23 protein-coding genes are annotated in these 25,797 nt (G+C 61.7%); 9 read left to right on the forward strand and 14 right to left on the reverse strand.

Annotation, left to right across the window (positions count from 1 at the left end; translation table 11 throughout):
• Positions 1 to 42: 42 nt before the first annotated feature.
• From J4E63_RS13225 to J4E63_RS13260, 8 genes are all read right to left on the reverse strand, one after another.
• Positions 43 to 1,884 (reverse strand): ABC transporter ATP-binding protein, encoded by a 1,842-nt coding sequence (locus tag J4E63_RS13225; RefSeq protein WP_207282242.1) that lies wholly within the window; start codon positions 1,882 to 1,884, stop codon positions 43 to 45.
• Between the two features lies 1 nt (position 1,885).
• Positions 1,886 to 2,761: an ABC transporter permease gene (locus tag J4E63_RS13230; protein ID WP_053121195.1), complete on the reverse strand. Its 876-nt coding sequence runs from the start codon at positions 2,759 to 2,761 to the stop codon at positions 1,886 to 1,888.
• Entirely contained in the window at positions 2,758 to 3,714 is a 957-nt protein-coding gene (locus tag J4E63_RS13235; protein WP_207282501.1) for an ABC transporter permease, read from the reverse strand. The genes J4E63_RS13230 and J4E63_RS13235 overlap by 4 nt, the downstream gene beginning before the upstream one ends.
• Before the next feature lie 40 nt (positions 3,715 to 3,754).
• Positions 3,755 to 5,401: an ABC transporter substrate-binding protein gene (locus J4E63_RS13240; RefSeq protein WP_207282243.1), complete on the reverse strand. Its 1,647-nt coding sequence runs from the start codon at positions 5,399 to 5,401 to the stop codon at positions 3,755 to 3,757.
• Positions 5,402 to 5,484: 83 nt separating this feature from the next.
• Positions 5,485 to 6,759, reverse strand: coding sequence for an FAD-binding oxidoreductase (locus tag J4E63_RS13245; protein WP_207282244.1), 1,275 nt, complete (start codon positions 6,757 to 6,759; stop codon positions 5,485 to 5,487).
• Positions 6,760 to 6,795: 36 nt separating this feature from the next.
• Positions 6,796 to 7,464, reverse strand: coding sequence for a haloacid dehalogenase type II (locus tag J4E63_RS13250; protein ID WP_092164513.1), 669 nt, complete (start codon positions 7,462 to 7,464; stop codon positions 6,796 to 6,798).
• 357 nt (positions 7,465 to 7,821) lie between these two features.
• Positions 7,822 to 9,147, reverse strand: coding sequence for an FAD-binding oxidoreductase (locus tag J4E63_RS13255; RefSeq protein WP_192260279.1), 1,326 nt, complete (start codon positions 9,145 to 9,147; stop codon positions 7,822 to 7,824).
• A gap of 463 nt (positions 9,148 to 9,610) precedes the next feature.
• A complete protein-coding gene (locus tag J4E63_RS13260) occupies positions 9,611 to 10,495 on the reverse strand; it encodes a LysR family transcriptional regulator (protein ID WP_207282245.1) in 885 nt (294 codons plus the stop codon).
• Positions 10,496 to 10,591: 96 nt separating this feature from the next.
• On the opposite strand from J4E63_RS13260, the gene J4E63_RS13265 reads away from it, so the two are divergent.
• The 3 genes from J4E63_RS13265 (at position 10,592) to J4E63_RS13275 (ending at position 13,736) form a co-directional block, all read left to right on the forward strand.
• Positions 10,592 to 11,728 carry a DSD1 family PLP-dependent enzyme gene (locus J4E63_RS13265; protein WP_207282246.1) on the forward strand — a complete coding sequence of 379 codons (1,137 nt, stop codon included), beginning with the start codon at positions 10,592 to 10,594 and terminating at the stop codon, positions 11,726 to 11,728.
• Positions 11,718 to 12,122 (forward strand): RidA family protein, encoded by a 405-nt coding sequence (locus J4E63_RS13270; RefSeq protein WP_207282247.1) that lies wholly within the window; start codon positions 11,718 to 11,720, stop codon positions 12,120 to 12,122. The genes J4E63_RS13265 and J4E63_RS13270 overlap by 11 nt, the downstream gene beginning before the upstream one ends.
• A gap of 126 nt (positions 12,123 to 12,248) precedes the next feature.
• Positions 12,249 to 13,736 (forward strand): aldehyde dehydrogenase family protein, encoded by a 1,488-nt coding sequence (locus J4E63_RS13275; RefSeq protein ID WP_207282248.1) that lies wholly within the window; start codon positions 12,249 to 12,251, stop codon positions 13,734 to 13,736.
• 84 nt (positions 13,737 to 13,820) lie between these two features.
• Here J4E63_RS13275 and J4E63_RS13280 read toward each other — a convergent pair whose 3' ends face one another.
• The 6 genes from J4E63_RS13280 to J4E63_RS13305 all read right to left on the reverse strand — a co-directional run bounded on the left by J4E63_RS13280 (position 13,821) and on the right by J4E63_RS13305 (position 19,346).
• Positions 13,821 to 14,321, reverse strand: a complete 501-nt coding sequence (locus J4E63_RS13280; RefSeq protein WP_207282249.1) for a lipocalin-like domain-containing protein — start codon at positions 14,319 to 14,321, stop codon at positions 13,821 to 13,823.
• Between the two features lie 65 nt (positions 14,322 to 14,386).
• Positions 14,387 to 15,709: an NTP/NDP exchange transporter gene (locus J4E63_RS13285; RefSeq protein WP_207282250.1), complete on the reverse strand. Its 1,323-nt coding sequence runs from the start codon at positions 15,707 to 15,709 to the stop codon at positions 14,387 to 14,389.
• A 69-nt stretch (positions 15,710 to 15,778) separates the two neighbouring features.
• Positions 15,779 to 16,834 (reverse strand): oxidoreductase, encoded by a 1,056-nt coding sequence (locus J4E63_RS13290; protein ID WP_259333751.1) that lies wholly within the window; start codon positions 16,832 to 16,834, stop codon positions 15,779 to 15,781.
• 44 nt (positions 16,835 to 16,878) lie between these two features.
• Entirely contained in the window at positions 16,879 to 17,139 is a 261-nt protein-coding gene (locus tag J4E63_RS13295; RefSeq protein WP_207282251.1) for a DUF2790 domain-containing protein, read from the reverse strand.
• A gap of 129 nt (positions 17,140 to 17,268) precedes the next feature.
• Entirely contained in the window at positions 17,269 to 18,642 is a 1,374-nt protein-coding gene (locus tag J4E63_RS13300; protein WP_207282252.1) for a heavy metal sensor histidine kinase, read from the reverse strand.
• Entirely contained in the window at positions 18,642 to 19,346 is a 705-nt protein-coding gene (locus tag J4E63_RS13305; protein ID WP_192260288.1) for a heavy metal response regulator transcription factor, read from the reverse strand. Before J4E63_RS13305 ends, J4E63_RS13300 begins: the two co-directional genes overlap by 1 nt.
• Positions 19,347 to 19,628: 282 nt before the next feature.
• Between J4E63_RS13305 and J4E63_RS13310 the strand changes: the two genes are divergently transcribed.
• The 6 genes from J4E63_RS13310 to J4E63_RS13335 are packed head-to-tail and all read left to right on the forward strand — an operon-like array spanning position 19,629 to position 25,797.
• On the forward strand, positions 19,629 to 19,820 hold the full coding sequence (locus tag J4E63_RS13310) for a hypothetical protein (RefSeq protein ID WP_146042648.1): 192 nt from the start codon (positions 19,629 to 19,631) through the stop codon (positions 19,818 to 19,820).
• Positions 19,821 to 19,849: 29 nt separating this feature from the next.
• Positions 19,850 to 22,075 carry a type VI secretion system Vgr family protein gene (locus J4E63_RS13315; RefSeq protein ID WP_060742375.1) on the forward strand — a complete coding sequence of 742 codons (2,226 nt, stop codon included), beginning with the start codon at positions 19,850 to 19,852 and terminating at the stop codon, positions 22,073 to 22,075.
• A gap of 16 nt (positions 22,076 to 22,091) precedes the next feature.
• The gene (locus tag J4E63_RS13320; RefSeq protein ID WP_060742376.1) at positions 22,092 to 22,547 is read left to right on the forward strand and encodes a DUF6484 domain-containing protein; all 456 of its coding nucleotides are present in this window, start codon (positions 22,092 to 22,094) and stop codon (positions 22,545 to 22,547) included.
• A gap of 15 nt (positions 22,548 to 22,562) precedes the next feature.
• Positions 22,563 to 23,678 carry a DUF2169 domain-containing protein gene (locus J4E63_RS13325; protein WP_207282253.1) on the forward strand — a complete coding sequence of 372 codons (1,116 nt, stop codon included), beginning with the start codon at positions 22,563 to 22,565 and terminating at the stop codon, positions 23,676 to 23,678.
• Positions 23,672 to 24,712: a beta-ketoacyl synthase N-terminal-like domain-containing protein gene (locus J4E63_RS13330; RefSeq protein ID WP_103309686.1), complete on the forward strand. Its 1,041-nt coding sequence runs from the start codon at positions 23,672 to 23,674 to the stop codon at positions 24,710 to 24,712. The genes J4E63_RS13325 and J4E63_RS13330 overlap by 7 nt, the downstream gene beginning before the upstream one ends.
• Positions 24,712 to 25,797: a PAAR-like domain-containing protein gene (locus J4E63_RS13335; RefSeq protein ID WP_207282254.1), complete on the forward strand. Its 1,086-nt coding sequence runs from the start codon at positions 24,712 to 24,714 to the stop codon at positions 25,795 to 25,797. The genes J4E63_RS13330 and J4E63_RS13335 overlap by 1 nt, the downstream gene beginning before the upstream one ends.

The following is a 25,797-nucleotide window of genomic DNA, read 5'->3' on the forward strand; positions in this document are numbered from 1 at the left end:
AGAAGAAGCGCTTGATGTCGACCAGCCTGACGAGACGCCGGTTCATGCATACGCCGCCACGGTCATTGTGTTGGACTGCTGGGTCTTCATCAGTTCCGCACTGTCGTGGTGGCAGAGGATTTCACTGCCGCCCACAATCATCCGCCGTTGCGGCGCGACGCAATTGCACAAGCCGTCGACCCGCACCGGGCAGCGACTGAGGAAGGTGCACAGGTCGGGTACGTTGGCTTTAGGGCCAATGGGCGGCAGCGTCTGGCAGGTCGTGGCCCCACAGGTTTCCAGCCAACCCTGGCGCAGTTCCGGTACGGAATGGATCAGCAGGTCGGTATACGGATGGAACGGTGCCTGCGCATAGGATTGGCGCGTACCGGCCTGGATCTTGTGGCCGCTGTACATCACCACGATGTCGTCACACAGGGCGCGCACGGTGGAGATGTCGTGGCTGATGAACAGATAGGACACCCCCAGTTGCTGGCGCAGATCGCGCAGCAGTTCGAGAATCGCCGCACCGACCACAGTATCCAGCGCCGAGGTCACCTCGTCGCAGAGGATCAGGTCCGGCTTGGCCGCCAAGGCCCGGGCCAGGTTGACCCGTTGCTTCTGCCCGCCGGACAGTTCGTTCGGACGCCGCTGCGCCAACGCCCGCGGCAAACGCACCAGGTCCAGCAATTCGCCGATACGCTCGCGCAAAGCCGCGCCCTTGAGGCCGAAATACATCTTCAGCGGGCGGCTCAGGATCGTGCTGACGCTGTGCATCGGGTTGAGCGCGGTGTCGGCATTCTGGAAGACCATTTGAATACGTCGAAACTGCTCGGGGGTGCGCGACGACAGGCTGCCCCCCAGGGGTTGGCCATCGAAGGTCAAGCCGCCTAGGGCCGGCACCAACAATCCGGCCACGACCCGTGCCAGGGTCGATTTGCCGGAACCCGACTCACCGATGACGCCGATGGCCTGGCCTCTGCGAACCGTCAGGTCAATGTCTTCCAGCACGCGAATCGCTGGCATGCCCTGGGCATTTTTGTTGCCATAGCCGGCGGTCAGCCCCTGGATGGTCAGCAACGGGGTCTCTTGGGCGATGTCGCTCGGCGGACGGATCGTGGTGTCCGGTCGCGCCGCCGCCAGCAAACTGCGGGTGTATTCGTGGGCCGGGCCCTTGAGCAACGGTGCCGTGGCGCTGTGTTCGAAGATTTCGCCGCCGTTGAGCACCACGATCTGGTCAGCCATCTGCGCCACCACCGCCAGGTCGTGAGACACATAGACGGCCGTGGCCCCACGTTCACCGACCACCCGTTTGAAGGCCCGCAGCACATCGATCTGGGTGGTCACATCGAGGGCCGTGGTCGGCTCGTCGAGCACCACCAGCAACGGATCGCTGATCAGCGCCATGGCCGCCATCACCCGTTGCAGTTGCCCGCCGGACACCTGGTGGGGGTAGCGCTGGCCGATGCGCTCAGGGTCTGGCAGGGCCAGGTCGCGGAACAATTCGATGGCCTTGGCTTCAAGCACCGCTCGACTACCCAGGCCGTGGATCAGAGCGCCCTCCACCACTTGGTCGATCAGCTTTTTCGCCGGGTTGAATGCCGCTGCGGCGCTCTGGGCGATATAGGACACCCGGTTGCCCCGCAACTTCTGCAACTGGCTTTCGCTCGACGCCAGCATGTCATGCTCGCCGATTTGCACCACGCCGCCCGCCAGGCGACAACCGCGCCGGGCATAACCAAGCAGCGCCAGGGCAATGGTGGTCTTGCCGGAACCGGACTCACCGATCAACGCCAACACTTCGCCTTTTTGCAGGGAGAAGCTGACACCCTTGACGATGTCCACTTCACCGCGTTCGCCACAGGCGACCACGCGCAGGTCCTGTACTCGAATCAATTCACTCATTTCAATGACCTCCCGAACGTCGGCTACGCCGCGACGACAACCGGTCGATGAACAGATTCACACCGATGGTCAGGGTGCCGATGGCCAGGGCCGGAATCACAATGGCCGGCGCCCCCTGATTGAGGCCACCGATGTTCTCGCGCACCAGCGAGCCCAGGTCGGCATCCGGCGGTTGCACGCCCAGCCCCAGGAAACTCATGCCACTGAGCAGCAGCACGATAAAACCGAAGCGCAGGCCCAGGTCCGCCAGCACCGGGTTGAGTATGTTCGGCAGGATTTCCACACAAGCGATGTACAGCCGGCGCTCGCCACGGGTACGGGCCACTTGCACGTATTCCAGGGCTTCGATATTCACCGCCATGCTGCGGGCGATGCGGAAAGCGCCGGGGGTGTAGCTCAACACCGCCGTACAGATCAGCAAGGTGACCGAGGAGCCGAAGGCCGAGACCATGATCAGCGCCAACATCTTGCTGGGGATCGAGATGAACGCGTCCATCAGGCGACTGATCAGCTCATCCAGCCACTTTGGCGACACCACCGACAACAGCGCCAGACTGGTTCCCAGGGTGCTGGACAACACCGCGGCCACCAACGCCAGCCCGACGGTGAAGCGTGCGCCGACAAGGATCCGGCTGAGCATGTCGCGGCCCAGGTAATCGGTGCCGAACGGGTACGTCGCGCTGAGGCTGTCGAAGACGTTGTCAGAGACCACCTCCCCCACCGGATGCGGCGCCAGCCACGGACCGAAGATGGCCACCAGCAACCAGATCACACACATCGCGGCACCGACCAGGCCAAGCCAGGACTTGGCGTGGGCGTCTTTGCCCAGCCCCAGCGCAACGGCCGCCGTCGGGGACTTCACAATGAGGTTGTTCATTGGTTTCTCAGCCTCGGGTTGGAAAGGATCGCGCACAGGTCGGCAATCAACACCAACGCCAGGTACGCGGTACAAAACAACATGGTGCAGGCCTGGACCAGGGCCATGTCGCGGTTGGTCACGGCATCGACCATCAGGCTGGCGATGCCGGGGTAGTTGAAGATCGTTTCCACGATCACCACTCCGCCCAACAGGTAGGACAGGCTCAGGGCGATGGCATTGGCGATGGGGCCAATGGCATTGGGCAAGGCATGCCGCAGGACGATCCGGATATTGCTGACTCCCTTGAGCCGGGCCATTTCCACGTAAGGGCTGTCGAGTTGATCGATCACCGCCGCCCGGGTCATGCGCGACATTTGCGCGACAATCACGCAGCACAGCGTCATCACCGGCAAGGCGTAGGTGCGCATGAATTGCCAGGGTGAGGTGATGTCACTGGCGTAGGACAGTGCCGACAACCAGCCCAGGTTCACCGCGAATATCAGCACCGCCAAGGTGGCGACCAGAAACTCCGGCACCGCCACCATGGTCAAGGTGAAGAAGCTCAGGAAGCTGTCGATACGCCCGCCTCGCCCCATCGCCGAACCGATACCCAGGGTCAAGGCCACAGGCACCGACACCAACGCCGTGGCAGCCGCCAGCATCAAGGTGTTGGGGACCCGGCCGGCCATCAAGTCGACGACCGGCATGGCATTGGACATCGACATCCCCAAGTCACCGCCGAGCAGGCTCGTCAGCCAATGCAGGTAACGCAACACACCGGGCTGGTCCAACCCCATTTTCATCCGCAGGGCCGCCACCTGTTCCGGTGTGGCGAACTGCCCCAGCGCCTGTTGTGCCGCGTCCCCCGGCAGCACTGCCGTGATGGCGAACACCACCATGGAGACAATCAACAAGGTCACGACCGCCGCCCCCAGGCGGCGGCCGATCAACCAGAGTGTGTTGCTGTTCATCATCCGACCCTCATGCAATATGGCCCAAACCCGACGGTCATCAGGCGTCCAGCCAGACTTGCTCGGCAAACATGTAGCCCATGAAACCGCCCAGGGGGTTGGCGCCGTAGCCCTTTACGCGCTGATCGGCGCCATCGATGTTGCTGATGAATACCGGTACGCCGATGCCACAGTGCTCATGTACCAGCACTTGCATGTCGCCGTACATCTTGCCGCGCTTGGCCTCGTCGGTTTCACCTCGGGCCTGCACCAACAACTGGTCGAACTGTTCGTTTTTCCAACCGGATTCATTCCACGGTGCGCTCGACTGGAAGAACTGCGAGAACAGCATGTCGGCATTGGGCCGCGGGTTGATGTTGCCGAAGCTCAGTGGGTGCTTGGCCCAATGGTTGGACCAGTAGCCATCGCTCGGCAGGCGGTTGACGTTGAGCTTGAGTCCCGCCTCCTTGGCGGACTGCTGCAGCAATACCGCGACGTCCACCGAGCCGGTCGCCGCTGGCGAGCACATCAGCGGCATGCTGATGTCTTGCATGCCGGCCTTCTTGAGCAGGAACTTGGCCTGTTCCGGATCGTAGGCCCGTTGTGGCAACTCGGCGTTGTAGAAGCGTGCACCGGGTGCGATCGGATGATCGTTGCCGATCCTGGCGTAGCCGCGGAAGATCGCCGACTTGATCTGTTCCCGGTCCAGCAGCAACTTCATGGCCTGGGTGAATTCCGGGCTTTGGCCCGGCATCTGGTCCTGACGGATGATCAGGTCAGTGTAGTTGCCCGACGGTGAATCGATGACCTGGTGCTTGACGCTGGCCTTGATGCGAGTCGTCGAGCGTGGGTTGACCTCGTTGACGATGTGCACGTCCCCCGACAACAGGGCGTTGATCCGTGACGATTCGTCGGCAATGCCGATGAATTCGATCTCGTCCAGGTACGGCAAGCCGGGTTTCCAGTAGTTGGTATTGCGCACACCAATGGAGCGCACCCCGGGCTTGAACTCCTTGACCTTGAACGGACCGGTACCGATGCCCTGGCTGAAATCGCTGGTGCCCTCGGGAACGATCAACATGTGCGAGACGGCCAGGATCGACGGCAGCTCAGCGTTGGGACCGCTCAACTGTATCTGCACTTCATGGGTGCCGACGGCTTTGACTTCGGCGAACTGCGACGCCAGCGGCAGGACCTTGGAACCGGTGATCGGGTCCTTGTGCCGCAGCAGCGAAAACACCACGTCGGCGGCGGTCAGGGCCTTGCCATTGTGGAAGGTCACTTCCTTGCGCAGGCTGATCACCCAAAGCGTGGCGTCGGTGGTGTCGATACGCTCGGCCAGTTCCAGTTGCGGCACCATGTGGCTGTCGAAACGCGTCAGCCCGTTATAGAACATGTAATGGCGCACATAGTCGGTGGACGATGAACCTTTGGCCGGATCGAGGGTGTCGGCGGTGGAACTGGTCGAGCCTGCGACGCGAATGCGCCCGCCAGGCTTGCCTTTGCCAGGGGCGGCGGCCTCCTCATCGGCGAACAGCTTGCCGGCGGCGCCGAACAGGCTGCCCGCGCCCGCCACGGCCACCCCGGCCAACCCCAGCATTTGCAATGCATTGCGGCGTGACATGCCGCGATTGAGCCCCTCGAAAATGCGCAGACTTTCCGTACCTGTTATCAGCTGGGTGTCGATACTGTTTTTTTTGTCAGTCATGTCAGTTCTACCTTTCGGAAATGATAAGGCTCGATTGCTCGCGATTAACGCAATGTGTTGAAACGTGAAGCGTCTCCCGCAACTCAGTGCAAATAGTCTTGAAGGCGGTAGTAGGCACCGACCAGAGGCAAAAACCAGGGCTTGCCAAAATGACCGGGGATCGCCGGCCAATCGAGTTCGCGCCAAGGGTTGGCCTCGACCTTGCCCGCCATGACGTCGGCCATGACTTGGCCCATGTGCACCGACATCTGCACACCATGGCCGCTGTAGCCCATGGAGTGATAAATACCTCCGTGCTGGCCGGCCCGGGGCAGCCGATCGGAGGTCATGTCCACCAATCCGCCCCAGCAATAATCGACCTTCACCTGGGCCAGTTGCGGGAACATCTGCACCATCGCCGCGAGCAAGACTTTGCCGCTCTTGGCATCGGACACGCTGTCAGACATGGCAAACCGTGCCCGCCCGCCAAACAGCAGACGGTTGTCCGGAGTCAGGCGGAAGTAGTTACCGATCATGCGGCTGGTGACATAGGAGCGGCGTGCCGGCAGCAGGCTGTCGATCAGCGCCTGCGGCAACACCTCGGTGGCGATCACGAAACTGCCCACCGGCACGATCCGCCGCCGATACCAACCCAACCCACCCTGCTGAGAGGTGCCGGTGGCCAGCAGGACCTGCGTGGCCTGTAGCGATCCCTTGGTGGTATTGACCCGATAGCCGCCGGCACTGGCTTTCCAGTCCGTGACGGACACGCCCTGGAAAATCAGGGCGCCGTGACGGGCGGCGGCCTCGGCCAACCCGACCCCGAAGCGCCCGACGTGCATCTGCACGCCGTTGCGCTGCAACAAGCCGCCATGGAACTGGGCCGAGTTGACCTCTGCGCGAGTCTCTTGCGCAGACAGCAATTCGACCTCGGCATCGACCTCGCGCCGAATCAGTTCGCAGGTGCGCGCCAAACCTTCGTAATGCATGGGCTTGGCCGCCAGCTTGAGCTTGCCATTGCGCGTGAAGTTGCAGGCGATCTGCTCCTGCTCCACCAGCGAGACGACGCTCTGCACGGCACTTTCGTAAGCCTGGTAATAGGCGCGCGCTTTATCGGCACCGAGGCTGGCGCTCAGGGCTGCGTAGTCCTGGGCCACGCCGGTATTGCACTGGCCGCCATTGCGCCCCGACGCCTCGCCAATGACCCGCCCGCCTTCCAGCACCGCTACATTGGCCCCCTTCAAGGCCAGGGCCCGGGCCGCGGCCAGGCCAGTGAAACCACCACCGACGATGGCCACATCGACCTGCCCGGGCAACGCACCGAGCTGGGCACCGGTAAATGCCGGTGCGGTATCGAGCCAATAAGACTCACTGCCCATGTCTAACCCCTTATGCCTTGACGAGTGCCCAACGACTCAGAGACCGACCAGGCCGGCCAATCCGCCGATGTCCGGGATCTGGTGGTAGTTGTAGCCAGCGTTTCCAGGCAGTTCATGACCACGGGCCACGAACGCTTTGTGCTTGATCTTCATGTCGTGGGCCGACATCAGGTCATAACGGAAGCTCGAGGACACGTGCAGGACATCCTCCGGCCCGCAGCCGAGGTTATCGAGCATGAATTCGAAGGCCGCCAGGCGCGGCTTGTAGGCTTGGGCTTGTTGAGCCGTGAAGACTTTATGGAACGGTGCGCCGAGCTTGTCGACGTTGGACATGATCTGCTCGTCCATCGCGTTGGAGAAAATCACCAGGGGAATCTTGTCGGCGATTTTCGACAGGCCGGCCGGTACGTCGGCATGGGGCCCCCAGGTCGGGACGGCATCGTAGTAGAGCTGACCTTCGCCTTTGTACTCGACACCCCAACGCTTGCAGACCCGGGCCAGGGCAGTCTTGAGAATTTCATCATAGGGCCGCCAGTCACCCATCACCTGGTCCAGGCGATAGGCCGAGAAATCCTTGACGAACTGGTCCATCTGCCCGGCAGGGACCCGATCGGCGAACAGTTCGCGCGTCATGGTCCCCATCTGAAAGTTGGTCAACGTGCCGTAGCAGTCAAAGGTAATGAACTTGGGGCGAAGGAAGCTCATGAGTGCAGTCCTGAGTGATGGTTGAGGTCATGAGGGGCAAGCGGTTGCGCCGTTCCGAAAGCCTGGGTGCAACGCTGCATCACGGATTTATTACAGCATCATGAGACCGTGCATAAACGGTTAAAAGTATAGGTCCCTTGGCACAAACCACCGTTTTTCGGGGCCTGCTCAGCAGACTGTGCGGGATGCGCCATGGCCGGGCATTTGCGCCGTTTTCACGGCATTTACGGCCGTTTATGGTGCGTAAAAAACCACTGGAACCCCCCACAGGCGGCAGAATCTACGCCTGCAAACGAAAACGGGCGCATCCCCTGAGGATGCGCCCGTTCATTGTTTTGCCGGTGAGTTTCCAGCGCCTCAGAACTCCGCGACCTTGCCCCAGGCCGAAGATTGAAAACGGTCCGGGTGATAGGGACGCGGATCAACCAGCGGGGGCATGTCACAGACAATATCGGCGATCAAATGGCCCGCACCCGGGCCGATGCCGAAGCCGTGGCCACTGAACCCCGCCGCCAGCACCAGGCCAGGCAGGCTCGCCATCTCGCCGATGCCCGGGACGCCGTCCGGCGTGCTGTCTACATAACCTGCCCAGGCTGCGGTGACCGACGAGGTTTTCAGCATCGGGATCAGGTCTACCGCGCGCTTGTAAGTCAACTCGACCGTCGAGGCGTCTGCCTTCGGATCCAGAATTCGCATGCGCTCCATCGGCGTCGGCTGGTCCAACCGCCAGCGCCCCAAGCCCTCGTGCCCCGATTGAAAGCCCTCCAGGCCACCGGGGGCCAGCTTGCGCCAACGGCGCTGGAACATCGGCAGGAACTGCGGGGCGAAACGCAGCAATTGCAAGGTAGGGTCGACACGCCCTCGGCCACTGATGGCCAGCGTGATCCCGCCATCGGAGCGACGGGTCATGGAGACTTCATCCGTGTGGAGCGCGTCCGGTATCTCTTGGGCGTTCTTGGAAACCGACAGTATCGTCTGACGAATGGACGCCTGGGGAAACCGGATGCCGTACTGGCGGCAGAAAGAGGACGCCCATGCGCCACCGGCGAGCACCGCGAGCTTGGTACGAATGGTGCCCTTCTCGGTGACGACGGCAGACAACCGGCCACCCTCGGTCTCGAGGCCACGGGCGGCGCATCCCTGGTGCACCGTGCCGCCCAGTTTAATGATGGCCCGTGCGACCGCCGGGGCGGCGCGGGATGGGTCTGCCGTGCCGTCGGTAGGTGAAAAGACCCCGCCTTTCCAGGGCTTGCCGGTGACCCGGCCATGTTGAGCGGCCTGCTCCGCCGTCAGCATGTGGGTTTTCACATTGACGGTACGGGCAAACTCCCCCCATTTCGCCCAACCGGCCAGCTCTTTCTCGTTGTTGCTCAGGTAGAGCAAGCCACACCTTCTGAAACCTGTGTCCTCACCGGTCTCTGCTGCGAACTGCTCCCAAAGGTCCAGGCTCTTGGTCGACAGCGGCAGTTCACGAGCGTCTCGATTCTGTTGACGGCACCAGCCCCAGTTTCGACTCGATTGCTCTGCACCCACGCGGCCTTTTTCCACCAGCGCGACCTTCATGCCGCGCTTGGCCAGGTAATAGGCCGTGAAGGATCCGATAATGCCGCCGCCGATCACGACAACGTCAGCGTGCGTCGGAAGCTCAGAATTCGTCTCTACGGAAATTAACGGTGCTGGCATTTTAGGGATGTCCATGAAGGCCGGGGGATTTGAAGGTACGTCTTCTTCAGGTGGTCGCGGGTGCATCGGCCATGCACTGAGGGTGGCGACCAGGGCAAGCCGCTACTCCGTTCTGGAAGCATCAGTGCCACGCTGAATCATGGTGTTATTACAACACCAAGAAACCGTGCATAAACGGTTAAAAGTATAGGTCGCCTGGTACAAACCACCGTTTTGCGGGACGTGTTCAGCAGACTTTGCGGAGCGCTTCGGATTGGAGGTTTTGCTTATCTGTTTGGCGGGACACGTCCCGGCATTTATTTAGCTGGACCACCGCTATCGCGAGCAAGCTCGCTCCCACATTGGGTTTTTGGCAGACAACAATATGTACTTAGTACCCTGTGGGAGCGAGCTTGCTCGCGATGAGGCCGGCACATTCAACGTCTCATTGACTATGAAACCACCTTCGCGAGCAGTTCGCTGGTCATACTTTCAATGCCTCCTCCAGAAACGCCACCAAAGCCTGCACACGCGGGCTACGCAGTTTTCGTGAAGGCACCAACAGGTTGATCGGCGCACTGTCGAATTGCCAATCCGCCAGCACCCGAACCAGACGCTTGTCGGCAATGGCGTCACTGACATCCCATTGCGAACGCAGCACCAGCCCCAGGCCTTGCTCGGCCCAGCGTCGAGCCACACTGCCATCGTTGCTCAGCATCGCGGGCTCGATGCGCAGGGTTCTACGCCCCTGCCCCTTGCGCAGGTGCCACAGCGTGACATCTTCATCATTTTCACGGATGCAAATGCAGCGGTGCCCGGCAAGTTGCTCAGGCGACGACGGCGTGCCGTGCTGCTCCAGATAGGCAGGGCTTGCGCACAACCATCGGTCATTTGACGTGAGGAGCCTGGCGACCCACAGGCTGTCATTGAGGTGACCGATGTGGATCACCGCGTCGCTGTCATGGCGATCAGGCCATGGCGTTTCGCGTAAATCCAGGTGCAGGCACAACTGAGGGTGCAACCTGGCGAAACGCGCCAGCAGCGGTGCAATGCGTTGCCGCCCATAGCCGAACGGCGCCGCCAGCCTGAGCGTGCCAACCAACTGCTCGTCTCGTTGCTTGAAGGACTCCGGGAGCGCTTCCAACTGCTCCAGCAAACGCGCGCTTTCCCGAGAGAAACGCTCGCCATCGGCGGTGAGACTCAGGCGCCGGGCATCGCGATTGGCCAGCGTCAGGCCGAGCAGCGTCTCCAACTTGCGCAGACGCATGGACAGCGCGGGAGGTGAGACATTCAGGATTCTGGCAACAGCGCTCAACGATTCGGCGCGCGCCAGCGTCACGGCCAGACGCAGGTCCTCGATGGAGATCATTCAATTCTACTTAATGATTGATGACGCCTCATTGAAGCACACCTTCACGACCGCTTTGTAGAGTGAGCCCTGTACCCAGCCATTCGAGTCCTCCTTATGTCAGCTTCTCTTGCCGCCCTCGATACCCCCGCCGCGCTCGTGGATGTGCCGCGCATGCAGCGCAATATCCAGCGCATGCAACAACGCATGGATGCCTTGGGGGTGCGTCTGCGCCCGCATATCAAAACCAGCAAATGCCTCCCCGTGATCCAGGCGCAGCTCGCCGCGGGTGCCAGCGGCGTCACGGTTTCGACCTTGAAGGAAGCCCAGTTCTGTTTCGCTGAAGGCATTCGTGACGTTTTCTATGCCGTCGCCATCACGCCAGGCAAGCTGCCCCAGGCCTTGCTGCTGCGGCGCCAAGGCTGCCAGTTGAGCCTCCTCACCGACAGCCTTGCCGCTGCCCAGGCCATCGTCGCCTTCGGCCAGCAACACCACGAACGTTTCGACGTCTGGATCGAGATCGACTGCGACGGCCATCGATCCGGCCTGCACGTCGAAGACGATTCACTCCTTGAAGTCGCACGGATACTCAGCGAGGGTGGCATGCTGCTTTGCGGGGTGATGACCCATGCCGGCTCAAGCTATGAACTCGACACGCCTGAAGCGCTGCAAGCCCTGGCCGAACAGGAACGCGCTCTTTGCGTCAAAGCGGCCCAACGACTGCGCGAAGCCGGGTTCGCCTGCCCGGAGGTCAGCATCGGCTCGACGCCTACGGCCTTGTCGGCACTGAACCTGGAAGGTGTCACTGAAGTGCGCGCCGGTGTCTATGTGTTCTTCGATCTGGTGATGCACAACATCGGTGTCTGCCAGGCCGACGAGTTGGCGCTGAGCGTGCTGACCACCGTCATCGGTCATCAGAAAGACAAAGGCTGGATCATCACCGATGCCGGTTGGATGGCCATGAGCCGTGACCGCGGCACGCAACGTCAGCAGCGGGACTTTGGTTATGGCCAGGTTTGCACCGAAGCCGGCGATTGGATCGAGGGCGCGTTGCTCACGGGAGCCAATCAGGAGCACGGCATTGTCTCGCTTGAAATGGCCGAGGGTGTCGACATCACCGCGCGTTTTCCCATCGGTAGCCGCCTGCGCATCCTGCCCAACCATGCCTGTGCCACAGGCGCGCAGTTCCCGGACTATCACGCGGTTGACGCCGAGGGTGGCGTGCACACCTGGAGTCGTTTGCATGGCTGGTAATCAAGCAGGCTCGATCCAGTTGATCAGCACGACCAACGCCGCGGCGCCGGGTGGACATTACGCCCAGGCGGTCGTGCACCAGGGCGTTCTGTATGTGTCCGGGCAACTGCCCATACGCGCCGATGGAGTCCACAGTGCCGGCCAACCCTTTGAGGTCCAGGCCGCCATCGCCCTCGATAACCTGTTGGCGATCCTCGGCGCAGCGGGCCGAAGCACGCGCGACCTGCTGAAGGTCACGGTCTATGTCGCAGGTATCGAACACTGGCCTGCGTTCGATCGAATCTACGCCCGTTACCTGGGCGAGCATCGGCCAGCGCGAGCGGTAGTGCCCGTGCCGGCCTTGCATCATGGCTACCTGATCGAAATCGAAGCGATGGCCCTCGCCCCGGGGTAATGCCAAGTTAGCCCGGCAGATACGGCAGATTCTCCTTTGCGCACTTGAACAACGGCATCTTTTGTCTGGGCCGCTCTGTTAGCTTATTGAGCAGGCTCGACATACCGCTCTAAAGGAACACCTTGGATGACTACTCAATCTTCGAATAGCTACAGCGTTGATCCGCAAACCGCCCAGCTGTTTTATATCAATGGCGGTTGGTCTGCGCCGGTCAGCCCGGCCAGTTTGCCGGTGCTCAATCCGGCAACCGAAGAGGTCGTCGCCCAGGTCGCCAGCGGGTCTGCCGAGGATGTCGATCGGGCGGTCGCGGCGGCGCGTGCCGCGTTTGCCGGTTGGTCTGTCACTTCCACGGCGTCGCGTGCGCAGGTGCTGGGCAAGATCCATGAGCTTATCCTTGAGCGCAAAGAAGAGTTTGCCCAGGCGATTTCCCTGGAAATGGGCGCAGCCATCGGTTCTGCGCGGGCAATGCAAGTGCCCCTGGCAGCCGAGCACGTCCGGGTCGCCCGCGACCTGCTGTCCACCTATCGTTTCCAGACCGTCGAGAACGGGACCGCGATCCAACGCGAACCCATCGGCGTCTGCGGCCTCATCACCCCGTGGAACTGGCCGCTTTATCAAATCACCGCAAAGGTCGCCGCAGCGCTGGCGGCCGGCTGCACGGTGGTCCTCAAGCCCAGTGAACTGTCGCCGCTGAGCGCCCTGCTGTTTGCGCAAGTGGTCCATGACGCAGGCGTTCCACCGGGTGTCTTCAACCTGGTGAACGGCAGCGGCCATGTCGTCGGGGCTGCCATGGCCGCACATCCCGATATCGACATGATCTCGATTACCGGCTCGAATCGCGCAGGGGCGCTGGTGGCCCAGGCGGCCGCCGCGACGGCGAAACGGGTCGGCCAGGAACTGGGCGGTAAATCCCCGAACATTCTGCTGCCCGACGCCGACTTTGCCAAAGCCGTCCCATTGGGCGTGATGACGGCGTTGCGCAACGTCGGACAATCGTGCAGCGCCCCCACCCGGATGATCGTGCCCAAGGACCGACTGGCGGAGGTCGAAGCGCTGGCGGCCGCCACCGCCAACGGGATCATCGTGGGTGACCCGCAATCACCGGAAACGGTACTGGGCCCCATCGCCAATGAAGCCCAGTTCAATCGCGTGCAAGCCATGATCGAGACCGGACTGCATGAGGGGGCAAAACTGCTCTGCGGCGGGCTCGGACGCGTGCCGGGGTTTGAAAAAGGCTTCTACACCCGCCCGACTGTTTTTTCCGAGGTGGATAACGCCATGCGGATCGCCCAGGAAGAAATCTTCGGGCCGGTGCTGTGCATCATTGCCTACGAAACCATCGACGAGGCAGTCGCTATCGCCAACGACACGGTCTATGGGCTCGGCGCCCATGTTCAATCGCAGGATCTTGAATTGGCGCGCGCGGTGGCTTCTCGAATTCGCGCGGGGCAAGTGCTCCTGAATTACCCGGCCTGGAACCCCATGGCGCCATTCGGAGGCTACAAACGCTCGGGCAATGGCCGTGAGTACGGCGTCTTCGGCCTTGAGGAATACCTGGAAACCAAGGCGATCGTGGGGTTTGGCGAATCGCCTGAAGGTGCTTTGCGTACCTAGACACCCTTTTCTCGCAGCGCCTCGGGCTTCGGTGCCAGCTGTCCACCCTTCGATGGCAGATGTGCCCGAATGCCCTCGGGCACATCACTTCACACGCTCCCAGACGATGTGAACCTTTGCCCCATCCGGACGGCGAAAATCCTCCACCATCTGGTCACCGTCGACCTTCAACTGCAAGTCGTCCCGGGTACGCACAGCGCCCACCCAGTTCGGGAACGTAGAGCCTTGGACAGTATTGCCCGTGAACTCACCGTTCTGATCGACGGTGTATCGCCCGAAGAAACCGATGCTCCCCGCCATCGCTGCCCGGTTCTCCTCATCGGTGCCTTCGCCACGCGCATTGGATCGAAACACCGGCACGCGCGGATCAGTGAGAACTTCGACAAACGTCAGCTCTGGCGTGAACACGAGCCAACCATGAGGATTGGGACCATAAGCCTCCGATCGGCTGCCCTGATTCTCAACGGTTGCGCTGACCATGCGCCATGTCCCGACCAAGGCGTTTTCTTTGCCCGCAAACACGCTGGAGAATGCCAAGAAGGCAATCGCCGCACCGACCGCCAGTACCTTGTTTTTCAGACTCATCCGCATCACCTTTCACTCGCCGCAACGATGCGACGGACAATAAAGTAGTTGGGTTGGCACGGTCTTCATGCCCTGGCCGCGATGGCCGCCAAGCGCAGCTCCCGGGAAGCGGCGTTGTCCGCCCGCCTCCCCAGTTGCCAGCCCAAGTACCCCCACAGCAGCGCGCAACAGGCGCCAATCATCGCGGCCGGACCGGCGCCCTGCCCTAGCAGGTCGAGCAGGCTCTTGGCCCAGCCGCTCATGGCGTCACCCGCGCGGTACACCACGGTGTCGATGAAGTTCTTGGCCTTGTATTTGCTCTCGGCATCCAAGGGGGCGAACAGCATTTCCCTACCCGGCCGGACGAACGCGTACTCGCCGATCCGTCGCACGATCATCAGCGCTGCCAGCAGCGCGAACCCCGGCGCCAACGCCAGGCCAAGGAAGCCGATGCACATGAGCAGCGGCACGATGGCCAGCAAGGCACGCACCCCCAGCCTCGGCGCGATACGGCCAGTGATGAACAGCTGGGACAGCAACGCACCGGCCTGCACGATGATGTCGATAGTGCCGAAGATGCGCACTTGCGCCGCGCGATCCGGATAGAGCTCGGCCACCAGGCGCGCCTGCTCGAAGTAGAGAAAGGTACTGACCGTCGCCAACAGCACAACGAACCCGGCGATTCCCAACAGGTAAGATGACCTGAGCACCGCCGTAAAACCGCTGAACGGATTGCCCTGCAGTGGCTGTCGGGGGCTTTGCGTCGGCGCGGCGCCGGGACGGCCAGCCCCGCCCTTTTCGCGCCACCCCATCAGCGCTCGTTTCAACACCAGCGTGGCCCCCAGCAACAAGGCCGCCAGCAACATCAACCCCGGGGCGCCAAAGGGACCAATGAGCAGCGCGCTCAGGGCCGGCCCCAGCAGGCCGCCGACGCTGGCCCCGGCGGCGATGAAGGCAAACAGACGCTTGGCCTGCTCGCTGTCGAATACATCCGCCATCAGGCTCCAGGCCACGGAGACGACGAACAGGTTGTAGACCGAGATCCAGACGTAAAAGACCCGGGCCAGCCAGATACTGTCGGGCTGGAACTGGAACAGCTCGACGAACATCAGCAGGTTGAAGCCAAAGAAGCCGTACACCCAGTCGATCAGGCGCAGGCGCGGTACTCGGGCGCTGAGCCAGGCGAATAACGGCACGGCCGCCAGCATGACCAGGAAGGTCGCGGTAAACAGCCATTGCAAATTTTCCACCCCGGCTGCGATGCCCATCGACTCACGGATCGGACGCAGCATGAAGTAACCGGTGAAGAGGCAAAGAAACAGCAGGAACCCGCACAGCGCCGGACGCAACTCGCCATCGCGGGCGTTCAGGGCGAGACTCAGCCGGTGCACATAGGAAGGCGTACTCATAGGGACTCCGGGGAGACGGCAATAAGCCAAAGGTCAAGCGCGGGACGGACGCCCGCGCCCAGGGTCGCATCAGCGATAGGTCACGCCGGTCAGGCGCTCGGAGACCGCCCAGAGCCGCTCGGCATCCGCCTGCGTGCTGGCGGCAGGCGGGGTCTTGGCAAACCCCAGCGGACCGCGTCTTTCTCCGTCACCGGTCGGGCCGTAATAAGCCCCGCCTGCGGCTTGGGCAGCCGTGGCGGCATATAACGTGGGCAATGCCCCTTGTGCCGCTGAGTGGTACGCGTCGCGGTCCTTTGCCCAGCGTCGACCGAACTCGCTGTCGAGGCCCGGACCCCGTTCGACCAGCTCGGTCACGGCAACGCCAGGGTGCGCCGCGATGCTGCGAATGCCCCAGTTTTCGGCGTCACTGCGCCGCTGCAAGGCAAAGGCCCAGTGCAGCACGGCCAGTTTCGATTGTGCGTAGGCCGCGTAGGGGTCGTATTTCTGCTCGCTCTGAAGGTCATCGAGGTTCATCGCGCCGCGCGCTGCGGCAATGCTCGACAGGCTCACTACCCGGGCATCCTCGCTTTGACGCAAGAGCGGCACCAACAGGCCGGTCAGCGCGAAGTGCCCCAGGTAGTTGGTGGCCAGTTGAAGTTCAAAGCCATCAGCGGAAGTCCCCCGCTCGGGAGGCGCCATGACGGCGGCGTTGTTGATCAGCACGTCGAGGCGCGGCAGTCGCTGATTGAGCCGCTGGGCCAGGCCGCGCACCGATGAAAGATCGGCCAGGTCCACGGCCTCGAACTGCACCTTGGCGTCGGGCACCGACTGGCGAATACGCGCAATGGCCTGTGCGCCACGCTCCGGGTTGCGCGCGGCGATGATGACTTCGGCGCCGGCGCGCGCCAAGGCCAGCGCATCCTCGTAGCCCATGCCGCTGCTGCCACCGGTGATCAGGACAATCCGACCTTTCTGGGACGGTATGTCGCCGGTCGACCAGTCTGGTTTCGGTGCAATGCGCGTGGACGCCTCGACACTCACCGCACTGAGCAGCGCGACGCCAGCGGCAAGGTTTTTCGCCAGTCTCCCAAGCCGGCTCATGGTGCTCATACGGCCAATGACGGGTGTTGTTGTGCTATTCCACATGGTGATGGTCCCTGTCTGAAGAATGAACCGGCATCGCCGGACGGTCACTGTTTCGAGCACGCCTCGGCCAACTGCAGAAAGCTGACGTGTTTCTTTGCCCCTTGGGTATTCAAGTAGGTCATCTTCGCTTGCACGACCTCGCACATCGGCGATGTCGGTGCCTCGATACGGATGACCTTGGCGATGTCCAGCGGCATGCCATATTCGTAGGCCGGGACTTGCGTTTGTTCTTTGGCGAGCAGTGGCGAACCGCTCAGGGCGATGATGACCAGCAGGCCGGCAATCGACAGGTTTTGAATTTTCATAGTGGACTCCACGACACTGTCCTCGTTGGGATGGTCGTAGCACTCTAGGCGGGGGCGACTGACGTCAAGGTGACTGCTGGCTGACGGGAAGATGTCAAACGCGGGCGGGTTTTACTCGCGGGGCGACGACTAAGACGCCGCCTGGTTCATCAAGGAAAATCCGAAGGTGTTGAGCCCATTCTCGCTGTGGGCGAACACGCGCCCACCATGCATGGATGCCACCGCACGCACGATGGAAAGGCCCAGGCCATGGTGCGCATCGCTTCGCGTCCGGGCGGCGTCGGCGCGGTAGAAACGCTCGAACAGACGCTCCATGTGCACGGTGTCGATGGGCTCGCCGGCATTGGAAACGCTCACCTCGACCTGCATGCCGTGGTTGACCAGGCTTACCGTGACAGTGCTGGTCGGCACCGCGTACCGCGCCGCGTTCTGTAGCAGATTGGCCAGGGAGCGGTGAAAAAGGCGGCGGTCGATGCACACGCGCATGTCGCCCTGGATCACCACGCTCAGCTGTTTGTCGTGCAATACCGGCTCCAGGTACTCCACCGTCTTCGCCGCCTCTTCATAAAGCGAGACATCGCTGAGCTCGGTTGCCCGTTGGCCGCTCTCGGCGCCGGCCAGGAACAGCATGTCGTTGACGATGGTGCCCATCCGCTCCAGCTCTTCGAGGTTCGACTGCAGCAAGTCCTGAAGCTCGCTCACCTCACGCCCATGGGCCAATGCCACCTGGGTCTGTCCGATCAGGTTGGTCAAGGGCGTTCGCAGTTCATGGGCCACATTGGCATTGAACCCTTCGAGTTGGCACCAGGCCGCCTCCTGGCGCGCCAGGGCGCCGTTGAACGACACCGCCAGTTCCTGCAATTCGCCCGGCAGCGCCTCGGTGTCCAATCGTTGTTTCGAATCCCCCGGCGGCAGGCTATTGGCTTGATGGCTCAAGCGCCTCACCGGCCCCAGGCCGAAACGCGCGATCCAGTAACCGAGCAGCGCAACCAGCCCGATGCCCAACGCCGAGGTCAGGATCAGTATTTTGGTGAAGTGGTCCAGGGTCTTCCTGAAGGGCGTTGAATCCAGCCCCACGATAAAGCGCAGTTCCGGACGGTCGCCCATGGCCGCAATGGTCTTGAGCAACACCATCATGGGACGCTCGCGCTCAGGGAGATCGAGGGTAAAAAGCCCATCGGAGCGCGTCGACCAATCCTGGCCGTCCGGCATCGCTCCGCCGTAGCTAAAGGCCGGGTCATCGACCAGGATCCAATAGCGGACCCGTTCATCCGCGGGTGTCAGGCCGTCGAGCTTCTGGCGCAAGCCGACCCAGAACGTCGGCGAATCGTATTTCGCCAGCACCGGGTCGAGCACGGAATGGCGCAGGATCAGCTCGTTCTGCATCTGCTCATCGAGCGATTGCTTCAAGGAACAGCGCAACAGTGTCGCGCTGATCGACATGATCAGCAGGACAGCGAGGGCGAACATCAGGGCGAGCCGCTTGGCGATCGATCGTTTCATCAAGGCGTACCACTTTGCCTGCCATCTACCTCTCGGCTTTCCAATACATACCCCATGCCGCGAACGGTATGCAGCAGCTTGCGTGGATACGGGGCGTCCACCTTGGCGCGGACCCGCTTGATCGCGACCTCGACCACGTTGGCGTCACTGTCGAAGTTCATGTCCCAGACCTGCTCGGCAATCATCAGTTTGGAAAGGATCTCGCCTTGATGCCGTGCCAACAGGCTCAACAGACAGAACTCCTTGGCCGTCAGGTCCAGCCGCAGCCCTCCCCGGGTCACTTTGCGCGCTTGCAGATCGACCTCCAGGTCGTCGATGCGCAGATGCGTCAGGTCGGCCGTGTCACCTGTGCGACGACGGATCAAGGCCTGGACACGCGCGACGAGTTCGGCAAATGAAAAAGGTTTGCCCAGGTAATCATCGGCGCCCTCGCGCAGCCCGCGAATGCGATCATCCACCGTCCCCCTGGCCGACAACATGATGACCGGGGTTTTCTTTTGCAGGCGCAGGCCTTGCAGCACGTCATAGCCGTCCTTGCCCGGCAGCATCACATCCAGGATCACCACGTCGTAGTCCCATTCCAGCGCGTAATGCAGCCCATCGATGCCATTGGTCGCGACGTCGACAATATAGCCAAGCTCGGTCAAGCCACGATGGACGTAGGAGGAGGTTTTTTCTTCGTCCTCGACAATGAGCAAACGCATCAGGTGACTCCTCTGCAGCAGCGGGGCAACTCAATGAGTCTAGACAGCGAAGGTGTCTGGAGGCTGACCGCTTCCTGACATTCTTGTCAGAAACGGCTTGATGGCTGAGTGCCTCCAACTTGTCGACAGGCTCATCTCCATTTCATTGTTTATTCTTATTTGGAATCGAATTTATAGCTAATAAAACTAAGCAAACGGCCTTTCACTCACCTATCTTGACCTCAGTATCCGCCCCACCAGGGGTATGTTGGAACGTTTCTGGTGGGTCAGAGGTGCCATAAAATGGCTCCCTGCAAACGTCAATCCGCACGTCCCAGTTCTGCTCGTACGCTCACGCTAATTGAAGACCGCAAGACCGATAAGGAGATCACCTCTGTGGTGGATGTGCAGCAAACGTTGAGCTTGATTTCCCTTCATGTTCCCTTTGGCGGCGCCCTTGCCTACGGCGCCACCTTTCTTACGACGGCCAACTGACGCCCGAACCCGAGCCAAGGAAGCCGCTCATGGCAATCACGCAAAACAACCGTTTGGTGCAGGTCGACAGTCCCCTCGGTGGCGATGTCCTGTTGCTGCAAAGCATGGACGGTAGCGAAGAGCTGGGACGATTGTTCCACTACGAATTGGACCTGACCTCCGAAGACCGGGCGATCACGTTCGACCAGTTGCTGGGCAAGCCGATGGGCCTGACCCTGGAGCTGTACGACGGCGCAAAGCGCTATTTCCACGGCATCGTCTGCAGTTGCCGGCAGTTGACCGGGCACGGCCAGTTCGCCGGTTACCGCGTCAGCCTGCGGCCCTGGTTCTGGCTGCTCACGCGCACCTCTGATTGCCGGATTTTCCAGAACAAGACGGTACCGGACATCATCAAGCAGGTGTTCCGTGACCTCGGCTTCTCCGATTTCGAAGACAGCCTGAGCGGCAGCTACCGCGAGTGGGAATATTGCGTGCAGTACCGTGAAACCAGCTTCGACTTCGTCAGTCGGCTGATGGAGCAGGAAGGCATCTATTACTACTTTCGCCATGAAAAAAACCGTCATGTGCTGGTGCTGGCCGATGCCTATGGTGCCCACTCCACGGCGGCGGACTATGCCTCGGTGCCCTTCTACCCGCCCGATCGGCAAATGCGTGAGCGCGATCATTTCTACGACTGGCAACTGGCACGGGAAGTCCAACCCGGCTCGCTGGCGCTGAACGACTACGACTTCCTGCGCCCGCGCGCCAGCCTCGAGGTGCGCTCCAGCGTACCGCGCAACCACACCAACGCCGACTACCCGCTCTACGACTACCCCGGTGAATACGTCCAGAGCAACGATGGCGATCACTATGCGCGTACTCGCATCGAAGCCATTCACAGTCAGTTCGAGCGTGTGCAGTTGCGCGGACGCGCCCGTGGCATCGGTTGCGGTCATGTGTTCTCGCTGACGGGATATGACCGTGCGGACCAGAACCGTGAGTATCTGGTGGTGGCCGCCCGTTATCAGATTCGTCAGGATGCCTATGAAAGCGGGCAGTCGGACGTCGCCGAACAGTTCGTCAGCGAGCTGGACTGCATGGATGCCAACCAGGCCTTCCGTCCTCTGCCCCTCACGCCGATGCCCATCGTCCGCGGACCGCAGACCGCCGTGGTGGTGGGCCCCAGTGGCGAGGAGATCTGGACCGACCAGTATGGCCGGGTCAAAGTGCATTTCCATTGGGACCGCCATGACCAGTCCAATGAAAACAGCTCCTGCTGGATTCGCGTCTCACAGGCCTGGGCCGGCAAGAACTGGGGATCCGTGCAGCTCCCGCGGATCGGCCAGGAAGTGATCGTCAGTTTCCTCGAGGGCGATCCGGATCGGCCGATCATCACCGGCCGCGTCTACAACGCCGAACAGACCGTGCCCTACGGGCTGCCCGCCAATGCCACCCAGAGCGGGGTGAAAAGTCGTTCAAGCAAGGGCGGCTCGCCGGCCAACTTCAATGAAATCCGCATGGAGGACAAGAAAGGCGCCGAGCAGCTGTTTATCCACGCCGAGAAAAACCAGGACATCGAGGTCGAGAACGACGAGACCCACTGGGTTGGCCATGATCGCCGCAAGACCATCGACAACGACGAGACCGTGCACGTCAAACACGATCGCACCGAAACCGTCGATAACAACGAAACCATCACCATTGGTGTGGATCGCAAGGAAAAGGTCGGCAATAACGAAACCATCTCCATTGGTGTGAACCGCACCGAGGATGTCGGCAGCGACGAGAAAATCACCATTGGCGCCAATCGCACCGAGAAGGTGGGCAGCAACGAGACCATCACCATCGGTGCCGACCGCACGGAAAAAGTCGGCGCCAACGAAAAAATCAGCATTGCCAGCAACCGGACCGAGGACGTGGGTGGCAACGAGACCATCGGCATCAGCGGCAACCGTAACGAAACGGTCCAGGGCAACGAAGGCATCGAGATCAACGGCAACCAGAGTACCCAGATCGGCCAGAACGAGTCCCGCGACGTTGCCCAGAACCGCAACACCAGCATCAATCAGAACGACAGCCTGGACGTCGGCAAGCACTTTGCCCTCACCGCTGGCGATTCCATCAGCCTGACGACGGGCGACGCCAGCATCACCATGAAGAAGGACGGCACCATCATGATCAGCGGCAAGAACATCACCATCGACGGCTCCGGCGCGATCAAGATCAAGGCCAACAAGAACGTGGTCGTCAAAGGCCAGAAGATTCTGCAGAACTAGCCATGGAGCGTGCGTGATGACTGTCGAATACTACCTGCCCTCTTCCACTGCCACGCCGGCGCGCGTGGATGGCGTCGTGATTGGCCTGCTGCTGGATGTGCCCAAGGCGGACGCCCCGGTCGTGGCATTTCCCGGCTGCCCTGCTGACGGCGGCCTTCCCGCGCGTACCACCACCCCCCTCAGTCGCGAGGATATCGGGGCCCAGGTCGCGCTGATGTTCGAGGCCGGCGACCTGACCCGGCCCCTGGTGATCGGCCGCATCCAGCGCCTGCCGCAAACCTCGACGCCGGCCGTCGCCCACCTGGACGGCGAACGCTTGGAGTTCACCGCGGAGCGGGAAATCGTCCTGCGCTGCGGCAAGGCCAGCATTACCCTCACCCGCGAAGGCAAGGTGCTGATCCGTGGGACCTACCTCTCAAGCCGATCATCCGGCGTGAACCGCATCAAGGGCGGTTCGGTGCAGATCAACTAGACAGGTAGTCGACTCATGGAGCTGCTCAACGCCAGCAAACTGCTTGCTGCCTACACCCAGGGCATGGAGCCCGATGGCCGCGAATCCCTGATGATCGTGGCCAAAGGCACGTTCAATTTGCCCCTGGACGGTCGGGCGGCAACCCTCGCCGACACCCAGCAACCGTTGTTGATGGCCGATGCATTCGTCGGCGAACCTGGCCTCAGTGCCCCACTGCAGGAAATGGACTTCGCCCCGATCAAGCCATTCTGCGATGTGCTGGTACGCGGCAAGGCCTATGCCCCAGGCGGGCGACCCGTGACGCAATTGGCCGCAGGCATTCGCGTCGGTCAGATGAGCAAGGCCTTTTCCGTCCTCGGGCCCCGCCGATGGCAACCGGGGCTATTGGGTGTTTCTCCCGGTTTGCCGCAGCCCTTTACCGAGCAGGACATCTCTTATGCCCAGGCCTACGGAGGCTCCCATCCCATGGCCAACAAGCCGGACATGCTGCATGGGTATCCGGACAATCCGAGTGGTTGCGGTTGGTTTCCAGGCAGCATCGACAGTGCGCAAATCGCGGGCAAGCCAATGCCCAATACCGAGGAGCTGGGCAAGCCGATCGACAGCCCCTCCGGCGACTTTCGCCCCATGGCGCTCGGTCCCATTGGCCGTAGTTGGCCGCAACGCGTCCGGTTTGCCGGTACTTACGACGAAGCCTGGTTGGCCGACTGCTTTCCGTTTCTGCCGCAGGATTTCGACCGTCGCTACTTCCAGGCGGCCCCCGACGACCAGCAGATTCCTTACCCGCGTGGCGGCGAGGACGTGCTGCTGCTCAACCTCACCCCCCGGGAGCACGCGAGCTTTCGCATCCCCGAAATGGACGTGCCGGTGACTTTCTTCCTGAAAAAAGGCGGCCATGAGACTGTGCAGGCGGTGATCGATACCCTGCTGATCGACACGGACGCACGCCAGGTGCAACTGACCTGGCGAGTGTCCCGTCCCCTGCAGCGCAACCTGTTCGAGATCGCCCAGGTGCTGGTCGGCACGATGTCCACGGGCTGGTGGCGCGCCCGTGAACTGGGCAAGGATTACTACCCGTCGCTGTCCTCCCTGGTAAAAGCCAAGCAGGCGCCCGAGGAGACGGACTGGTGACCGCGCTCTGTATCATCGGCTCCGGCATGGTCAGCGCTGTCGGCCTCACTGCACCCGCAAGCTGCGCGGCGATTCGCTGCGCCATCGACAATTTCCAGGAAACCCGCTTCATCGACCAAGGTGGCGAGTGGTTGATTGCCGCCAGCGTACCTCTGGAGCAGCCCTGGCGCGGCCGCATCAAGTTGCTCAAGATGGCCGCCCGCGCCATCGCCGAGGCGTTACAGAGCACCCCCGGGGTTGACCCGGAAAAGACCCCGCTGCTGCTGGGCGTGGCCGAAGCCGAGCGCCCCGGCCGTCTGGATGGCCTCGATAGAAGACTGTTGCAGGACATCGAAGCGGAACTGGGCCTGCGCTTTCACCCGGACTCCACCATCATCGCCCGCGGCCGGGTCAGCGCCGCCGTGGCCCTGCTGAATGCACGCACGCTGATCTATCAAGGCGGCCATCGCCACGTGTTGGTCGCCGGCGTCGACTCCTTCCTTTGCGGACCGACCCTGGCCGCCTTCGAAGAGCGCGAGCGCCTGCTTACCAGCGAGAACTCCAACGGTTTTATTCCTGGCGAAGGGGCTGCGGCTGTGGTACTGGCTGCTCCGGTGGCCAGCGCAACGCCGCAACTGGCTTGCATCGGCCTGGGGTTCGGTATGGAGAAAGCCACCGTGGAGGCCGAAGACATTCCCTTGCGCGCCGAAGGCCTGACACAAGCTGTACGGGCAGCCCTTGGCGAAGCCGGCTGTGGGTTGGAGCAAATGGATTATCGGCTCACCGACATCTCCGGCGAGCAGTACTACTTCAAGGAAGCCTCCCTGGCCCTCAGCCGGACCCTGCGCGTGCGCAAGGAGTTCTTCCATCTCTGGCATCCGGCCGACTGCATCGGCGAAGTCGGCGCCGCCATCGGCCCGGCCATGCTCGCGGTGGCGTTGGCCGCCAGTCGCAAGGGCTACGGCGAAGGTCCGAATATCTTCTGCCATCTTGGCAACGACGCCGGCGAGCGTGCCGTCGCGCTGCTCAGTTATCAGACTGTGAGGGCTGCCTGATGGCGAATGAAGTCTACGCCAACAATATGGAAGTCTCCTGCAAGTCGGCAGCGGGCAAGTCGATCGCCTGCTTCCCGGATGTCTGCTTCACCCCGCCCCAGGCTCCGCCCACCCCACTGGGGGTGCCGATCCCCTACCCCAATACCGGCATGGCGAAGGATACGACCAGGGGGACGCGAACGGTCAAAATCACCGGCAAAGAGGTGATGCTCAAAGACAAGAGTTGTTTCAAGACCAGTACGGGAGATGAAGCCGGGAATACGCCGAAGAAAGGCGTGGTGACCAGCAAGATCAAGGGAAAGGTGTACTTCATTGCCTGGTCGATGGACGTGAAGTTCGAAGGGGAAAATGTCGTCAGGCATTTGGACTTGATGACTCATAACCATGCGTCCAAACCCGGAAATACGCCTCCATGGGCTTATACCGACGCCTCCGCGACGGCGCCCGTGGAGCGTTGCAAGAAAGAAGTCGCCAGAAAAAACAAGGCATGTGGGGAGTTGAAGACCAAAGCCGAACGGTGTGGCGACAAGGCCTGTACGGCCGCAAAAAAGTGTTTGCTGGTCTCCAAGAAACAGGCGGACTCCAAGGCGCAGAACAGTGAAGTAGCCTGTTGTCCTGGCGAAACCGGCCACCACCTCGTTGAAGCTCACAGTTTTACAGTGCCAGGCACGAATCGCCAGACGCCGCTTCCTCAATTCCCCAACTACGACGAAAAAGACGCACCGTGCATTTGCGTGCAATGCCCTCAGGACGGAAGCGGACGTTATGAAGGGGATCATGGCTTCATGCATGCAGCTCAAGGCAAGCTGGAACAGGCCGCGATAGAGCGCGCGCCGCCCGCTCAAAAGGATTACGCCTGGAACTATGGCCAATCCCGTGGAGCGGGCGTGCGGGCTCTCCAGCAAACCTTTCCGAAATCGAAATGCTCAAAGAAATGCCTGGAAGCGCAGCTAGACGCTTACCACAAGAATACGGTGGGAGTCAGGGACAAAACCCCAGTGAGGACTCACCCCCCCAACCTTCAAGACAATCAGAAAGAGCTGGCCCACGAAATGATCCCAGAGGTCACTATCAGTGCTTGGTAG

This window comes from Pseudomonas sp. FW300-N2F2 (assembly GCF_017351655.1).
Taxonomy (GTDB): Bacteria; Pseudomonadota; Gammaproteobacteria; order Pseudomonadales; family Pseudomonadaceae; genus Aquipseudomonas; species Aquipseudomonas fluorescens_AA.

Excerpts from the sequence above, each read along its gene's own strand:
- J4E63_RS13230 (WP_053121195.1), bottom strand. The coding sequence starts at position 2,761 with ATGAACAACCTCATTGTGAAGTCCCCGACGGCGGCCGTTGCGCTGGGG.
- J4E63_RS13305 (WP_192260288.1), bottom strand. The coding sequence starts at position 19,346 with ATGCGTTTGCTCATTGTCGAGGACGAAGAAAAAACCTCCTCCTACGTC.
- J4E63_RS13245 (WP_207282244.1), bottom strand. The coding sequence starts at position 6,759 with ATGGGCAGTGAGTCTTATTGGCTCGATACCGCACCGGCATTTACCGGT.
- J4E63_RS13315 (WP_060742375.1), top strand. The coding sequence starts at position 19,850 with ATGGCAATCACGCAAAACAACCGTTTGGTGCAGGTCGACAGTCCCCTC.
- J4E63_RS13290 (WP_259333751.1), bottom strand. The coding sequence starts at position 16,834 with ATGTGGAATAGCACAACAACACCCGTCATTGGCCGTATGAGCACCATG.
- J4E63_RS13225 (WP_207282242.1), bottom strand. The coding sequence starts at position 1,884 with ATGAGTGAATTGATTCGAGTACAGGACCTGCGCGTGGTCGCCTGTGGC.
- J4E63_RS13255 (WP_192260279.1), bottom strand. The coding sequence starts at position 9,147 with ATGCCAGCACCGTTAATTTCCGTAGAGACGAATTCTGAGCTTCCGACG.
- J4E63_RS13295 (WP_207282251.1), bottom strand. The coding sequence starts at position 17,139 with ATGAAAATTCAAAACCTGTCGATTGCCGGCCTGCTGGTCATCATCGCC.
- J4E63_RS13285 (WP_207282250.1), bottom strand. The coding sequence starts at position 15,709 with ATGAGTACGCCTTCCTATGTGCACCGGCTGAGTCTCGCCCTGAACGCC.
- J4E63_RS13335 (WP_207282254.1), top strand. The coding sequence starts at position 24,712 with ATGGCGAATGAAGTCTACGCCAACAATATGGAAGTCTCCTGCAAGTCG.
- J4E63_RS13265 (WP_207282246.1), top strand. The coding sequence starts at position 10,592 with ATGTCAGCTTCTCTTGCCGCCCTCGATACCCCCGCCGCGCTCGTGGAT.
- J4E63_RS13300 (WP_207282252.1), bottom strand. The coding sequence starts at position 18,642 with ATGAAACGATCGATCGCCAAGCGGCTCGCCCTGATGTTCGCCCTCGCT.
- J4E63_RS13240 (WP_207282243.1), bottom strand. The coding sequence starts at position 5,401 with ATGACTGACAAAAAAAACAGTATCGACACCCAGCTGATAACAGGTACG.
- J4E63_RS13270 (WP_207282247.1), top strand. The coding sequence starts at position 11,718 with ATGGCTGGTAATCAAGCAGGCTCGATCCAGTTGATCAGCACGACCAAC.
- J4E63_RS13320 (WP_060742376.1), top strand. The coding sequence starts at position 22,092 with ATGACTGTCGAATACTACCTGCCCTCTTCCACTGCCACGCCGGCGCGC.
- J4E63_RS13275 (WP_207282248.1), top strand. The coding sequence starts at position 12,249 with ATGACTACTCAATCTTCGAATAGCTACAGCGTTGATCCGCAAACCGCC.
- J4E63_RS13280 (WP_207282249.1), bottom strand. The coding sequence starts at position 14,321 with ATGAGTCTGAAAAACAAGGTACTGGCGGTCGGTGCGGCGATTGCCTTC.
- J4E63_RS13235 (WP_207282501.1), bottom strand. The coding sequence starts at position 3,714 with ATGAACAGCAACACACTCTGGTTGATCGGCCGCCGCCTGGGGGCGGCG.
- J4E63_RS13250 (WP_092164513.1), bottom strand. The coding sequence starts at position 7,464 with ATGAGCTTCCTTCGCCCCAAGTTCATTACCTTTGACTGCTACGGCACG.
- J4E63_RS13260 (WP_207282245.1), bottom strand. The coding sequence starts at position 10,495 with ATGATCTCCATCGAGGACCTGCGTCTGGCCGTGACGCTGGCGCGCGCC.
- J4E63_RS13310 (WP_146042648.1), top strand. The coding sequence starts at position 19,629 with ATGGCTCCCTGCAAACGTCAATCCGCACGTCCCAGTTCTGCTCGTACG.
- J4E63_RS13325 (WP_207282253.1), top strand. The coding sequence starts at position 22,563 with ATGGAGCTGCTCAACGCCAGCAAACTGCTTGCTGCCTACACCCAGGGC.